The sequence below is a fragment of the Actinoplanes sp. NPDC048796 genome, assembly GCF_040650035.1.
In the GTDB taxonomy this organism is placed as follows: domain Bacteria; phylum Actinomycetota; class Actinomycetes; order Mycobacteriales; family Micromonosporaceae; genus Actinoplanes.
On record NZ_JBEZGO010000001.1, the window covers coordinates 1,470,040 to 1,486,442 of the forward strand.

Annotated in this window: 1 protein-coding gene; it reads right to left on the minus strand. The window is 74.0% G+C overall.

Annotation, left to right across the window (positions count from 1 at the left end):
• Positions 1-22: 22 nt before the first annotated feature.
• Positions 23-16,366 (minus strand): SDR family NAD(P)-dependent oxidoreductase, encoded by a 16,344-nt coding sequence (locus AB0C26_RS06820; RefSeq protein WP_360242627.1) that lies wholly within the window; start codon positions 16,364-16,366, stop codon positions 23-25.
• Positions 16,367-16,403: the final 37 nt, after the last annotated feature.

Genomic DNA, 16,403 nt, shown 5'->3' on the forward strand with positions numbered 1-16,403 from the left:
CTCCTTGGCCTACGGCGGCGGGTCACAGATCGAGCCCCTGGTCCACCAGGTCGAACAGTTCGTCGTTGGTGGCGGCGTCGAGGTCGTCGGGCGCCGCCGCCGGCGCCTGCCAGCGGGTCATCAGGTCGCGCAGCCGGGCGCCGATGCGGGTCCGGTCGTGGGCGTCGGGATCGAGCGCGACGAGCGACTCACCGAGCCGGGTCAGCTCGGCCAGCACGGTGTCGACATCGGCGCCGCCGGCGTCCGGGAAAAGCTCGCCCTCCACGAAGGCGGCGAGGGCGAGCGGCGTCGGATGGTCGAACACCAGCGTGGTCGGCAGTCGCAGGCCGGCGGCCTTGCTCAACCGGTTGCGCAGCTCCACCGAGGTGAGCGAGTCGAAGCCGATTTCCTTGAAGGCGCGGCCCGGTTCCACCCCGGCCGGCCCGGAGTGCCCGAGGACCGTCGCGGCGTTGACGCGCACGAGCTCCAGCAGGGCGCGGGACCGCTCGGACGGCGGCAGCGCGGCCAGCCGATCGCGCAGCGGCTGGGCCCCCGCGGCCGAGGTCGCCGCACGAGCCGTCGCCGCCCCGGCCCGCCTCAGGCCGCGCAGCAGCGGCGGTACCGATTCCGCATCGATCGACGCGAGGTCGATCATCGCCGGCACGGTCACCGCGCGGTCCACGACCGTCGCCAGGTCGAACAGGTCGAGACCGGTGGCGCTGTCCAGGCCGGCGCCCATCCGCCGCACCTGGGTGTCGTCGAGGTGGCCGGTCATCGTGCTGCGCTCGTCCCACAGCCCCCAGGCCATCGCCGAGGCGGGCAGGCCGGCCGATCGCCGGTGCTGGGCCAGGGCGTCGAGGAACGTGTTGGCGGCCGCGTAGTTCGCCTGGCCCGGCGCACCGAAGGTGGCCGCCGCCGAGGAGAACAGCACGAACGCGGCCAGGTCGGCGTCCGCGGTGAGCTCGTGCAGGTTCACCGCTCCGTCGATCTTGGGACGGAGCACCCGGTCGAGCTGCGCGGGGGTCAGCGAGTCGACCAGTCCGTCGTCCAGGACGCCGGCGGTGTGCACGACCGCGGTGAGCGGGTGGTCCGCCGGCACGCCCGCCAGCACCTCGGCCAGCGCGGCGCGGTCGGCGACGTCGCAGGCGACCGTCCGGACGCGGGCGCCGAGGGCGGTCAGCTCGCCGGTCAGCTCCCGCGCGCCCGCCGCATCGAGGCCGGATCGGCTGGTCAGCACGAGGTTCCGGACGCCGTACGCGGTGACCAGGTGCCGGCTGACCAGGGCGCCGAGCGTGCCGGTGGCCCCGGTCACCAGCACCGTGCCGTCCGGGTCGAGCGGCCGGGGAACGGTCAGCACCACCTTGCCCACCAGGCGGGCCTGGCTCAGCGCGCGCAGCGCCTCCGGCGCCCGGCGCACATCCCAGGTGGTCAGCGGCGAGTGCGGCAGGACGCCGGTGTCCAGCAGGCGCACGATCTCGGTGAGCATCTCCTGCAGACGCCGCGGCCCGGCCTCCATGAGGTCGTAGACGTTGTAGACCACGCCCGGGTACTCGGCGGCGACCTTGTCCGGATCCCGCTTGTCGGTCTTGCCCATCTCCATGAACCGCCCGCCCCGTGGCAGCAGCCGCAGGCCGGCGTCGACGAACTCGTCGGCCAGGCAGTCCAGCACGACGTCCATGCCGTCGCCGCCGGTCGCGGCCAGGAACCGCGGCTCGAAGTCGAGCGTGCGCGAGTTGGCGATGTGCTCGTCGTCCAGGCCGGCCGCGCGCAATGCCGGCCACTTCGGCGGGCTCGCCGTGCCGTAGACCTCGGCGCCGAGGTGGCGGGCCAGCGGCACGGCCGCCAGTCCGACGCCGCCGGCCGCGGCGTGGATCAGCACCTTCTCGCCCGGCTGCACCCGGGCCAGGTCGACCAGCCCGTAGTACGCCGTCATCCACGCGATCGGGATCGCGGCGCCCTGCTCGTACGTCCACCCGTCGGGCAGCTTGACCAGCCAGCGGTGATCGGAGACGCCGATCGGGCCGAACGAGCCGAAGCAGAGGCCCATCACCCGGTCGCCCGGTGCGACGTTGTCGACGCCGGGGCCGACGTCGAGCACCACGCCGGCCGCCTCGCCGCCCAGGTGGTCCTGGCCCGCGACCATGTCGAGGCCGACGATCACGTCCCGGAAGTTCATGCCCGAGGCCCGCACCGCCAGGCGTACCTGCCCCTCCCCCAGCGGTTCGAGCATCTCCGGCACGGAGATCAGTTCGAGGTTCTCGAAGGTGCCCTTGCCGACCGTCTCCAGCTTCCAGGCGGGAGTCCGTACGGGCGGGACGAGCGCGTCCATGCTCTCGATCCGGGCCAGCCGGGGCACCAGCACCTCGCCGTCGCGCACCGCGAGCTGCGGCTCGTCGGTGGCGAGGGCGGCGCTCAGCAGCTCGGCGGTGGCCGAGCCGTCCACGTCGATCAGCCGGAACCGTTCCGGATGCTCGGACTGGGCCGACCGCAGCAGGCCCCAGACCGGCGCGGTGGCCAGATCGGGCACGTCCTCGCCGTCGCGGGCCGCGACGGCGCCGCGGGTCACCACCGCGAGCTGCACGTCGCCGCGGTCGGCGGAGAGCCAGTCGCCGACGAGGCGGAGCGCCCACCCGGCGGCGTCGTGGGCGGCGGCGGCCAGATCGCCACCGTTCCCGGACGTGACACAGGCCAGCAGCACGTCCGGCCGGTCGCCGTCGTCGAGCGCGCCCATCCCGGCCAGGACCGAGGTCGCCGCGTCCAGGATGCCGAACGGGTCGGCGCCCAGCACGGCGATGCTCGCCGCCGCGCCGGGCCGGGCCAGGACCGGCCAGTCCACGTGGAAGAGCGGCTGCCGTGGCGCCGGGCTCAGCTCGCCGGCGCGCACCTCGCGCAGCACCAGCGTGTCCACCTCGGCCACGACCTGGCCGGCCGGGTCCCACATGACCAGGCGCACCCCGTCGGCGCCGGCCGGCGAGATCCGAACCCGCAGCACGGTGGCGCCGGTCGCCCGCAGCCGCACGCCGGTCCAGGCGAACGGCAGGCGCAGCGCGCCGTCGCCGTCGTCGCGCAGGAAGAGCCCGTGCAGGGCGGCGTCGAGCAGGGCCGGATGCAAGCCGAAGCGATCGGCCTCGGCGGCCCGGGGCTCGGGCAGCGCGATGTCGGTCCACACCTCGTCGCCCCGCCTCCAGGCGGCGATCAGCCCGCGGAACGCCGGGCCGTACTCGTAGCCGGCCTCGGCCAGGCGCTCGTACAGCCCGGCCACCTCGACCGGCCGCGCGTCCGCGGGCACCGCCGGCGACTCGCTCGTGGCCGGCGGTGCGGCGGAGGCGAGCACGCCGGCGGCGTGGGCGGTCCAGGCCGAGCCGCCGGCCGGGCGCGCGTGGATCGTCACGTCGTGCCGGCCGTCGCCGGATTCCTCCGCGCGGACCTGCACGAACACGGCCTCGTCGGCGGGCAGGATCAGCGGCGCCTCGACGCGCAACTCCTCCAGGCCGGGGTGGCCGGAGCGGGCACCGGCTTGCAGGGCCAGCTCGGCGAAGAGGGCGCCCGGGACCAGGACCTGCCCGTTGAGCGCGTGGTCGGCCAGCCAGGGGGCCGCCGGCCGGGAGAGCAGGCCGGTGAGCACCACCCCGGAGCCGCCGGCCAGGTCGACCGCGGCGCCCACGAACGGGTGGTCGACCGTGCCGAGGCCGAGAGCGGTCACGTCGCCGGCGGCCGGGCCGACCTCGAGCCAGAAGCGGTCGCGCTGGAAGGGGTAGGACGGCAGTTCCACAAAGGACGCCGAGCTCTCCGGCAGGAGAGACTCCCACCGCACGGGCATGCCGTGTGCCCAGGCCTCGGCCGCGGAGGCGGTGAAGCGATCCCAGCCGCCGTCCTCCCGGCGCAGCGTGCCGATCGCCACGGCGTCGTCGAACCCGCCGTCCTCGAAGACCTCGGCCAGCGCGGGCACGAGCACCGGGTGCGGGCTGACCTCGAGGAACCGGCGATGCCCGGCGGCCAGGGCGGCGGTCACCGCGTCCTGGAAGCGCACGCTCTCGCGGACGTTGCGGTACCAGTAGGCGCCGTCGAGCTCGCTTCCCGGCACGACCTCGCCGCTGACCGCGGAGTAGATCGTCACCGGCGTGTCCCGCGGGGTGACCGGTGCCAGGTCGGCGGCGATCTCGGCGGCGAGCACGTCGATGGCCGGCGAGTGGGCCGAGAAGTCGACGCCCGGGATGCGCCACCGCATGACGCCGCGCCGGGACAGCTCGCGCTCGAATCCGGTCAGCGCCTCGGCCTCGCCGACCACCACCGTGGCCCGCGGGCTGTTGACGGCCGCGACGAAGAGCCGGTCCGGCCAGGCGGCGATCAGCTCACGCACCTCGGCCTCGGGCAGCACCACGGAGATCATGCCGCCGGTGCCGGCCAGCGCCCGCAACGCCCGCGACCGCAACCCCACCACCCGCGCACCATCCACCAACGACAACGCACCCGCCACCACCGCCGCCGCGATCTCACCCTGCGAATGACCCACCACCGCCGACGGCCGCACCCCACACGACTCCCACAACCGCGCCAACGACACCATCACCGCAAACAACACCGGCTGCACCACATCAACCCGCTCCAACCCCGGCCCACCCCCCAACACCACCTCCCGCAACGACCACCCCACAAACGGCTCCAACGCCGCCTCACACGCCACCATCGACTCCGCAAAAACCGGCGACACCGACCACAACGACGCCGCCATCCCCGCCCACTGCGCACCCTGACCGCCGAAGACCAGGACCGGCCGAGGGTCGGCCGGCGCGGTCCCGGTGATCGCGGTGTCCAGCCCGGCGAGGGCGGTGAGCAGTTCCTCGCGATCGCCCGCCCGGACCACAGCGCGGAAGCGGCCGGCCGCCCGGGTGCGCACAAGCGCGTGGGCGAGGCCGGTCAACGGCAGGCCGGGCCGCTCGGCGAGGTGCTCGCGCAGCCGCTCGGCCTGGGCGGTCAGGGCCGCCTCGTCGCGGGCGGAGAGGACGAAGGAGAGCGGATGCTCCGGCACCGGGTCCGGCGCCACGGCCGCCTCCTCGGGCGCCTGCTCCAGGACGACGTGGGCGTTGGTGCCGCTCATGCCGAACGAGGACACCGCCGCCCGGCGTGGCCGCGCGGCTCCCGGCCAGGGCCGCGCCTCGGTCAGCAGCCGTACGGTGCCGGCCGACCAGTCGACGTGCGGGGACGGCTCGTCCACGTGCAGGGTCGGCGGCAGCACGCCATGCCGCATCGCCATGATCATTTTGATGACACCGGCCGCGCCGGCGGCGGATTGGGTGTGCGCGATGTTCGACTTGACGGAGCCGAGCCAGAGGGGTTCGCCCGGCCGGTCGGCGCCATAGGTGGCCATCAGCGCCTGCGCCTCGATGGGGTCGCCCAGCCGGGTGCCCGTACCGTGCGCCTCCACCGCGTCCACCTCGGCCGGCGTGAGCCGCGCGTTGGCCAGCGCCTGGCGGATGACCCGCTGCTGCGAGGGGCCGTTGGGCGCGGTGAGGCCGTTGGAGGCGCCGTCGGAGTTGACCGCGCTGCCGCGCAGCACGGCGAGAACCCGGTGGCCGTTGCGCCGCGCATCCGACAGCCGCTCCAGGACGACGAGCCCGACGCCCTCGCCCCAGCTGGTGCCGTCGGCGGCCGCCGCGAACGGCTTGCAGCGGCCGTCCGGCGCCAAGGCCCGCTGCCGCGAGAACGCGACGAACGCGGCGGGGGTCGCCATCACCGACACGCCGCCGGCCAGGGCCAGCGAGCTCTCCCCGGTACGCAGGGACTGTGCGGCCAGGTGCATGGCGACCAGCGAGGACGAGCAGGCCGTGTCGATGGTGACCGCCGGCCCCTCCAGACCGAACAGGTAGGCGATCCGGCCGGAGGCCACACTGGACGAGTTGGCGGTCGCGACGTACCCGTCGAGCGGCTCGTCGGCCGCCGTCAGGAGCGCGGCGTAATCCTGAGCCGAGACGCCGACGAAGACCCCGGTCCGCCCGCCGCGCAGCGTCTCCGGGTCGATGCCCGCGTGCTCGAGCGCCTCCCAGCCGGTCTCCAGCAGCAGTCGCTGCTGCGGGTCCATCGCCAGCGCCTCGCGCGGCGAGATGCCGAAGAACGCCGCGTCGAACAGGGGCGCGCCGTCGAGGAAGGCGCCCTCCCGGACGTACGAGCGCCCGTCCGCGGCCGGGTCGTGGTCGTGGAGGGCGGAAAGGTCCCAGCCCCGGTCCGTGGGGAACGGCGACACCCCGTCACGCCCGTCCCGCACGAGCCGCCACAGGTCGTCGGCCGACTGGACGCCGCCGGGGTACCGGCATCCGATGCCGATCACGACGATCGGGTCGTCGTCACCCGCACCCGTGGCCGCGACGGTCCGGTGGTCGCCGCTCTCGCCGTCCTCCTCGTCCAGCAGCGCGGCCACGGCGGCCACCGTGGGGTGATCGAAGGCCAGGGTGGCGGGCAGGCGCAGCCCGGTCGCGGCGTCGAGCCGGTTGCGCAGCTCGATCGCGCCGAGCGAGTCCAGCCCCAGGTCGGTGAACGGGGTGGTGGCTGCCACGGCATCGGGCGAGCCCCAGCCGAGCACGTCGGCGACCTGCGCCTGGACCAGATGTTCCAGGGCTTCCCGGCGTTGCCGGCCGGTCAGCCCGGCCAGGTGGCGCAGGCCACGGCCCGGGTTCGCGGCCGCCGCGGCGCGCGGCCGGACGAGACCGCGGAGCAGCGGGGGCACCTCCGGGGCGGCGGCGGCCGCCGCGAGGTCGAGGCGCAGCGGCACGAGGACCACGTCGGTGCGCTCGACGGCCGCGTTCCACAGGGCCAGGCCCTCGGCGGGAAGCAGCGGGACGATCCCGCCGTCGCCGGCGCGGGGCACGTCCCCGGCCATGCCGGCGCCCGCCCATGGTCCCCAGGCGAGCGACTGGGCGCCGCCCCCACGCCGCTGGGCGAACGCGTCGAGGAAGGCGTTGGCGGCGGCGTAGTGGGCCTGACCGGCCCCGCCGACCAGGTGGGAAGCGGACGAGAAGAAGACGAAACGGGCGTCGGGCAGCAGCCGGTCCAGGGCGACGGCGGCGGCGACCTTGGGCCGGAGCACGCGGGCGACCCGGTCCGGGGTGAGGCCGGTGAGCACACCGTCGTCGAGGACACCGGCGGCGTGCACCAGGTGGGTGATCGGGTGCGTGTAGTGGCGCAGCACCGCCTCCAGGGCGGCGGGATCGGCGACGTCGCAGGCCCGAAGCTCGACCTCGGCGCCGCGCTCGGCCAGCTCGGCGCGCAGCCGTTCGGCGCCGGGCGCCTCCGGGCCGCGACGGCTGAGGAGCAGCAGACGGCGCACGCCGCGGGTGTCCACCAGGTCGCGCGCCACGGCCTCGCCGAGCGCTCCGGTCGCGCCGGTGATCAGCACCGCACCCCGCGCCCACGCTGCCTCCGCCTCACCGTCGGCCGGCCCAGCGTCGTTGGCCGGCCCAGCGTCGTTAACCGGCCCGGCGTCGTTGGCGGCGGGCACCCGGGCCAGGCGCGGCGCGAAGCGGGCGCCGGCGCGGATCGCGACCTGCGGTTCGTCGCCGTCGAGGCCGGTCTCCAGCAGCCGTCGCGAGGCCGGGTCGTCGTCCACGTCGACCAGCAGCAGCCGGCCCGGATGCTCGGTCTGGGCCGAACGCACCAGTCCCCACAACGCCGCGCCCACAGGGTCGGGCACCTCGTCGCCGAGCGCGACGGCACCCCGCGTGACGACGGCCAGCCGCGAGCCGGCGTGCTGCTCGTCGGACAGCCACGACACGAGATCGGCGAGCAGGTTCGTGACGGCCGCCTCGGCCCGCTCGGCCAGGTCACCCGCCGGCAGCTCGCCGGGAACGTCCAGCCGCACGACGCCGCCGGCGGGACCGGCGAGGTCGGTGAGAGGGGTCCAGACCGGCCGGAACAGCCAGTTGCGGGTGGCGGCCGCGCCGAGCTGGCCGGCGGTGACCGGGCGCAGGGTGAGCGAGCGGACGTCCACGACCGGGGCGCCGGCCGGGTCGGCGAAGCTCAGCGCCACGTTTCCCGGGCCCGCACTTGTGATCCGCACCCGCAGGGCGGCGCCGGCCGGCGCGTAGGTGCTGACCCCGGACCACAGGAACGGCAGCCGGGACGGGCCGGCCTCGTCGTCGCCGGTGGCCGGCAGGAGGGCGACGGCGTGCAGGGCCGAGTCGAGCAGGGCCGGGTGCAGGCCGTAACCGGGAGCGTGCACCGCCACGTCGTCGGGCAGGGCGACCTCGGCCAGGATCTCGCCGCCGTGCCGCCAGGCGGCGCGCAGGCCGCGGAAGGCGGGGCCGTACTCGAGGCCGGAGAGCGCGAGCCGGTCGTAGAGGCCGGTCAGGTCGACCGGCTCGGCGCCGGCCGGCGGCCAGGACGGGAACGGCTCGGGGCGGGCCGCGGCGGCCTGGCCGAGGATGCCCTCGGCGTACCGGGTCCACTCCGTCTCGCCGGGGCGCTGGCCGTGGACCGCGACGGCCCGGCGGCCGTCGGCGGCCGGTTCGACCACCACTCGGACGAGGACGTCACCGTCGAGGGTGAGGGGTTGGTGGAGGGTGAGGTCGTGCAGGTGGGGATGCTCGGTCTCGGCGGCGGCGCGGATGACCAGTTCCAGATGGGCGGTGCCGGGCAACAGGGTGGTGCCGTGCACGAGATGATCGGCCAGCCAGGGCTGAGCCGCGACCGAGAGACGCCCGGTGAACACCAGCCGGTCACTGTCGGGGGTGGTGACCAGCGCACCGAGCAACGGATGATCCAGCGGAAGCAACCCGAGCGAGGCGGCGTCACCGGCACCGGCGGCGGCCGGCAGCCAATACCGCTGATGCTGAAACGCATAGGTCGGCAGGTCAACCGGACCCCGATCCGGCACGATCGCTGCCCAGTCCACCGGCACACCGCTCGACCACAGGCGGCCGACACCAGCCAGCAGAGTCCGCACCTCATCCCGATCCCGGCGCAGCAGCCCCACCCCGTCGATCAACCCGGCCAGGACCGTGTCCGGGCCCACTTCCACCCAGTGGCTCACGTGGGATCCGGCGGCGATCGCGTCCGCGAAACGCACCGTCGCCCTTACCTGATCGACCCAGTAGGCCGCAGAAGCCACGTCACCACTAGCCAGCACCGGGATGCGGGGCGGGTGGAAAGTCAGCTGTTCACACACTGAGGCGAACTCGGCCAGCATCGGCTCCATCAACGGCGAATGGAAGGCGTGACTGACCGTCAGCCATCGCACCCGCCGATCCCCGACAACCCTGCGCACCCCGGCCTCGTCACCGGACACCACCACCGAGCGGGCCGCGTTCACCGCGGCGATCGACACCAACGCCTCGCCGTCGATCAGCTCGGCGAGCTCAGCCTCGCTGGCTTCAACCGCGGCCATCACCCCACCGGCCGGAAGTGCCTGCATCAGGCTTGCTCGGGCCGCCACCAACCGGCACGCATCCTGAAGAGACAGCACCCCGGCGACATGCGCAGCGCTGATCTCCCCGATCGAGTGACCGACCAGGACGGCCGGGCGAATGTTCCACGACTCCAACAGCCGGAACAGAGCCACCTCAAAGGCGAACAGGCCTGGCTGCGCCCACTCGGTCGCCGTGACCGCCTCAGGATCATCGCCGTAAAGAACAGCGTCCAAACCCGGGAAATAGGCGCAAACCTCGGCCAGGACATCGCGGAAGACCGCATATTGCCGCAGCTCCTGCCCCATCCGCCACCGCTGCGCACCCTGACCCGAGAACACAAACCCGAGCACCGGCTCCGCGGCCGGGACGGGGGACGCCGCGACCTGAGCCAGGCCGGTCGCCGCCTCCGCCGGATCGGCGGCCACCACAACGGCACGATGACCGAATGCCGCCCGGCCCCGAACCAACCCACTGGCCATGTCGGAGATGTCGACCGTGTCTAGGACAGCCGCCAACCGCTCGGCCTGCTCCCGCACCACATCCGCCCTGTGCCCCGAGATAATCAGCGGCCACGGCCCCGCCACGGCGGGCTCGGCGGCCTCCGGTTCCTCGCCCTGCTCCAGGATCAGGTGGGCGTTGGTGCCCGAGATACCGAACGACGACACCCCCGCCCGGCGCGGACGATCACCCTCCGGCCACGGACGCGACTGCCTCAACAACTCGACAGCACCCGCCGACCAATCCACCAACGGCGACGGCTCATCCACATGCAACGTCGACGGCAATACGCCGTGCCGCATCGCCATCACCATCTTGATCACACCAGCCACACCGGCCGCGGCCTGGGTGTGGCCAATGTTCGACTTGATCGACCCCAGCCACAGCGGCCCGTCACGATCCGCGCCATACGTCGCCAGCAACGCCTGCGCCTCGATCGGATCACCCAACCGCGTACCGGTCCCGTGCGCCTCCACCGCATCCACATCAGACGCACGCAGGCCAGCCGACGCCAACGCCGCACCAATCACCCGCTGCTGAGACGGACCATTCGGCGCCGTCAACCCGTTCGACGCACCATCCTGGTTGACCGCCGACCCTCGCACGATCGCGAGAATCCGCCGCCCGTTGCGCCGGGCGTCCGACAGCCGCTCCAGCACCAGCACGCCGACACCCTCGCCCCAGCCGGTGCCGTCGGCCGCGGCCGCGAACGGCTTGCACCGGCCGTCGCCGGCCAGGCCGTCGGCCGCGAACTCCGCGAAGATGTCGGGCGTCGACATCACCGTGACGCCGCCGGCCAGCGCCAGCGTGCTCTCGCCACTGCGCAGCGACTGCGCGGCCAGATGCACGGCCACCAGCGAGGACGAACACGCGGTGTCGACCGTGATGGCCGGGCCCTCGAACCCGAACGAGTACGACACCCGCCCGGTCAGCACGCTGCCGGCCACGCCGAGACCGCCGTGCCCGGCGATCAGGCCCGGGTCGTGCCGCAACCAGGAACCGTAGTCGTGCGACATGATCCCGGCGAACACACCGGTACGGCTGCCGCGCAGCGACAACGGGTCGATGCCCGCGCGTTCCAGCCCCTCCCACGACGTCTCCAGCAGCAGCCGCTGCTGCGGATCCATCGCCAGCGCCTCCCGCGGCGAGATCCCGAACAGGGCGGGGTCGAAGTCCGCCACCCCGTCCATGAAGGCACCGCGCCGCCCGTGGCCGCCGGACGACAGGTCCCAGCCGCGGTCGCCGGGGAACGCCGTGACCGCGTCCACCTCTCCGGCGAGCAACTGCCACAGCGAGTCGGGGCCGGTGACGCCGCCCGGGTAGCGGCAGGCCATGCCGACGATCGCGATCGGCTCGTCGGTGGCGGTGCTCACCGCCGTACGCCCGAGGCCCTCGTCCTGGCCGAGCAACTCGGTCAGCAGGTGATCGGCGACGGCCGCCGGGGTGGGACGGTCGAAGACCAACCCGGCCGCCAGCCGCAGGCCGGTGGCCGCGGCGAGCCGGTTGCGCAGGTCGAGCGCGGTGAGCGAGTCGAAGCCGATCTGCTGGAAGGAACGCGTCACATCGATCGCCTCGACGCTGTGGCCCAGCACCTCGGCGACCTGCCCGCGTACGAGGTCGGCGACGATGCGCCGCCGGTCCTCCTCGGGCGCCGCCAGCAGCTGGCGGGCCATCGTGCCGGCCGGCCCGCCGGCCATGACCTGGCGGCGGGGCGGGGGCGCCATGCCACGCAGCACCGCCGGCAGCTCGGCGGTGGCCGCCTGGCGTCGCAGGACGGCCCGGTCCAGCCGCAGCGGCACCAGCGCCGCCACGGGGGTGCCCAGATGCGCGAGCCCGCGATCGAGCAGCGCCAGAGCATCCTGCTCGCTGAGGGGCAGCAGACCGGAGGACGTCATCCGGGAGAGGTCGGCGCCGGCGAGGCGTTCCGTCATCCCCTCCGCGTCCCAGGGACCCCACGCGAGCGCGACGGTGGGACGACCGGCCGCGGCCCGCCGCACGGCGAACTCGTCGAGGAACGCGTTGGCGGCGGCATAGGCGGCCTGCCCGCCACTTCCGATGACCCCCGCGGCCGAGGAGAAGAGCACGAGGGCGACGTCACGGCCGGCGGTGAGCTCGTCCAGGTGTACGGCGCCGTCGACCTTGGCCGCCAGCGTGTGGTCGAGCCGCTCGGGCGTCAGCGATTCGGCGACACCGTCGTCGAGCGTCCCGGCGGCGTGCACGATCGCTGTCACACCGGGCTCGGCCGCCAGGATCGCGGGGAGGGCCTCCCGGTCCGCGACATCGCCGGCCACGATCCGCACGCGGGCGCCGAGGGCTTCCAGTTCGCCGCGCTGTCCGGCCGCGCCAGGCGCCTGCGCTCCCCGCCGCCCGAGCAGCACCAGGTCACGTACGCCGTGCGCCCGCACCAGGTGCCGGGCGACGCGGCGGCCGAGGCCGCCCGTGCCGCCGGTGATCAGAATCGTGCCCTCGCTCCAACGCGTGCTCTCCGGGGCGGCGTCGGTCGTGGTGGCGTCGGCCACCGGGCGCAGGCGGGGCACGGTCACCGCGCCGTCCCGGAAGGCCAGCTCGGGTTCGCCGGTGCCGAGCGCCGCCGCGATCAGTTGCGGCTCGGCGAAGCCGGCGCCGAGGTGCAGCAGGACGACGCGCCCGGGATGCTCGGCCTGCACGCTTCGCGCCAGCCCGAAAGCGGCGGCCCGAGCCGGGGCCGGGGCGCCGTCGCTGTCGTCCGCCACCAGAACCAGGCGGGACTCGCGCAGAGCGGGTTCACTCAGCCAGCGCTGCAGCAGGTCGAGGGTGTGACGGGTCAGCGCGTGCGTGGCCGTCGCGGGATCGGGCTCGCCGAGGGTCGGCAGGGGCGCGAGCACGACGTCCGGCGCGGCGCCGGAGAGCGAGCCGAGCAGGCCGTCGAGGTCCGAGTGGTGCGGTGCGCCGGGAACGGCCTCGAGCGGCGATCCGCACACCGCCCACGACAGGTCGCGCTCCTGGAGGGCGACGGCTTCCCACCGTACGGAGTGCAGGCTGTCCCCCGCCGCGGCGGCGTGCACCTGCTCCGGCGTGACCTCGCGCAGCGTGAGGGCGTCGACCTCAGCCACCGGGAGACCGGCCGAATCGGTCAGCCGCAGCGCCAGTGGCCCGGCGTCGCCGACGGCGCCCGCGATCCGCACCCGCAACGAGGCGGCCCCGCTCGGCCGCAGACGCACACCGGAGAACGCGAACGGGATGCGCCCGCTGTCGTCGCCGGTCAGGGCCAGGGCGTGCAGGGCCGAGTCGAACAGGGCCGGGTGCAGGCCGTACCGGCGGGCCTGACCGGCCGCCTCCTCGGGCAGGGCCACCTCGGCCAGGATCTCGTCGCCGTGCCGCCAGGCCGCACGCAGGCCGCGGAAGGACGGTCCGTAGCGGAAGCCGGCCTCATCCATCCGCTCGTAGAGGCCGGCGACCGGCAGCTCCTCGGCGCCCTCGGGCGGCCAGACGGCCGGGGCGGCCTCGGTCATCGGCTCCTCGGCGCCGAGAAGACCGGCGGCATGCGCGGTCCACGGCCCGCCGTCCGCGTGGCCGGGGCGCGAGTGCACGGTGAACGCGCGCAGGCCCGTGTCGTCGGCGGGCTCGACGGTCAGGCGCAGCTGCACGTCCTCCCGTCCGTCGAGGGTGAGGGGTTGGTGGAGGGTGAGGTCGTGCAGGTGGGGATGCTCGGTCTCGGCAGCGGCGCGGATGACCAGTTCCAGATGGGCGGTGCCGGGCAACAGGGTGGTGCCGTGCACCAGATGATCGGCCAGCCAGGGCTGAGCCACGACCGAGAGACGCCCGGTGAACACCAACCGGTCACTGTCGGGAGTGGTGACCAGCGCACCGAGCAACGGATGATCCAGCGGAAGCAACCCGAGCGAGGCGGCGTCACCGGCACCGGCGGCGGCCGGCAGCCAATACCGCTGATGCTGAAACGCATAGGTCGGCAGGTCAACCGGACCCCGACCGGGCACGATCGCCGCCCAATCCACCGGCACACCACCCGACCACAGGCGGCCAACACCAGCCAGCAGAGTCCGCACCTCATCACGATCCCGGCGCAGCAACCCCACCCCGTCGATCAACCCCGCCAGAACCGTGTCCGGGCCGACTTCCACCCAGTGGCTCACATCAGATCCGGCGGCGATCGCGTCGGCGAAACGCACCGTCGCCCTTACCTGATCAACCCAGTAGGCCGCAGAAGCCACGTCACCACTAGCCAACAGCGGGATGCGGGGCGGGTGGAAAGTCAGCTGTTCACACACTGAGGCGAACTCGGCCAGCATCGGCTCCATCAACGGCGAATGAAACGCATGGCTAACCGTCAGCCATCGCACCCGCCGATCCCCGACAACCCTGCGCACCCCGGCCTCGTCACCGGACACCACCACCGACCGGACAGCGTTCACCGCGGCAATCGACACCAACGCCTCGCCGTCGATCAGCTCGGCGAGCTCAGCCTCGGTGGCTTCAACAGCGGCCATCACCCCACCCGCCGGCAACGCTTGCATCAGGCTTGCTCGGGCCGCCACCAACCGGCACGCATCTTCCAGGGACAACACCCCGGCGACATGCGCAGCACTGATCTCCCCGATCGAATGACCCACCACGACGGCCGGGCGAATGTTCCACGACTCCAGCAACCGGAACAGAGCCACCTCGAACGCGAACAGGCCCGGCTGCGCCCACCCGGTCGCCGTGACCGCCTCGGGATCATCGCCGTAAAGAACGTCCTCCAGACCCGGGAAATGAGCGGAAATCTCGCTCAAGGTGTCCCGGAAGACGTCGAACCGCTGGAGCTGCTCGCCCATCCGCCACCGTTGCGCACCCTGACCCGAGAACACGAACCCCAGCTCCGGCTCCGCCACAGCAGCCGTCGGCACTACCTCAGCCAGACCGGCCACCGCCTCCGCCGGATCCGCGGCCACCACAACGGCTCGGTGATCGAGTCGGGCGCGCCCCCGCGCCAGCCCGCTCGCCATGTCGGCGAGACCCGTCGTGGGCAGTGCCGCGGACAGGCGGGCGGCCTGATCCCGTACCGCCTCGGCCGATTGACCGGAAAGGATCAGCGGCATCACGGGCAGTTCCGGGCGCTCGGCCGGGTCCTCCCGCGGCGCGGCCTCGAGGACGACGTGGGCGTTCGTGCCCGAGATGCCGAACGAGGACACGGCCGCCCGGCGCGGACGATCCGACCGCGGCCACTCCCGCGCCGAGGTCAGCAGCTGGACGGCACCCGCTGACCAGTCCACGAACGGCGACGGCTCATCCACGTGCAACGTCGACGGCAGCACCCCGTGCCGCATCGCCATCACCATCTTGATCACACCAGCCACACCGGCCGCGGCCTGGGTGTGGCCGATGTTCGACTTGATCGACCCCAACCACAACGGCTCGTCACGGTCCGCGCCATACGTGGCCAGCAACGCCTGCGCCTCGATCGGATCACCCAGCCGCGTACCGGTTCCGTGCGCCTCCACCACGTCCACATCGGACGTGCGAAGTCCGCCCGAGGCCAGCGCTTCGCGGATCACCCGTTGCTGCGACGGCCCGTTCGGCGCCGTCAGCCCGTTGGAGGCGCCGTCCTGATTCACGGCCGACCCCCGCACGATCGCGAGAACCTGCCGGCCGTTGCGCCGCGCGTCGGACAGCTTCTCCAGCACCAGCAGGCCGACACCCTCGCCCCAACCGGTGCCGTCGGCGCCGGCCGCGAACGACTTGCACCGGCCGTCCGGAGCGAGGCCCCGCTGACGGGAGAGCTCCACGAAGGTGCCGGGGGTGGCCATCACCGTGACACCGCCCGCGAGCGCCAGGGTGCTCTCCCCGCTGCGCAGCGACTGCGCCGCCAGGTGCAGCGCCACCAGCGACGACGAGCACGCGGTGTCCACGGTCACCGCCGGGCCTTCGAGACCGAACGTGTAGGAGATGCGGCCCGAGGCGACGCTGCCGGCCACGCCGGTGCTGAGGTAGCCCTCGATCTCCTCGGGCGCCACCCCGATCTGCGACGCGTAGTCGTGGTACATCAAACCCGCGAACACGCCCGTACGGCTGCCGCGCAGCGACAACGGGTCGATGCCGGCCCGCTCCAGGCTCTCCCAGGCCGTCTCCAGCAGGAGCCGCTGCTGCGGGTCCATCGCCAGCGCCTCGCGCGGCGAGATGCCGAACAGGCCCGGGTCGAACTCGCCGGCATCGTGCAGGAAGGCGCCCTGCCGGACGTACGCGGTGCCGGGGCGGTCCGGGTCGGGGTCGTAGAGCGTGTCGAGTGGCCAGTCCCGGTCCTCGGGGAAGTCGCCGACCGCGTCGGTGCCCGACGCGACCAGCTCCCACAGCGACTCCGGGTCGGTGACCCCGCCGGGAAAGCGGCAGGCCATGCCGACGATCGCGATGGGCTCGCCGGCCGCGGCCTCCAGATCGTCGATCCGCCGGCGCGCGTGGCGCAGGTCGGTGGTCATCCGCCGGAGGTATTCGACGAGCTGCTCTTCGTTGGCCACGTTCGCCCCTCTAGTCGATCAGTGGTGCTGGTGACGC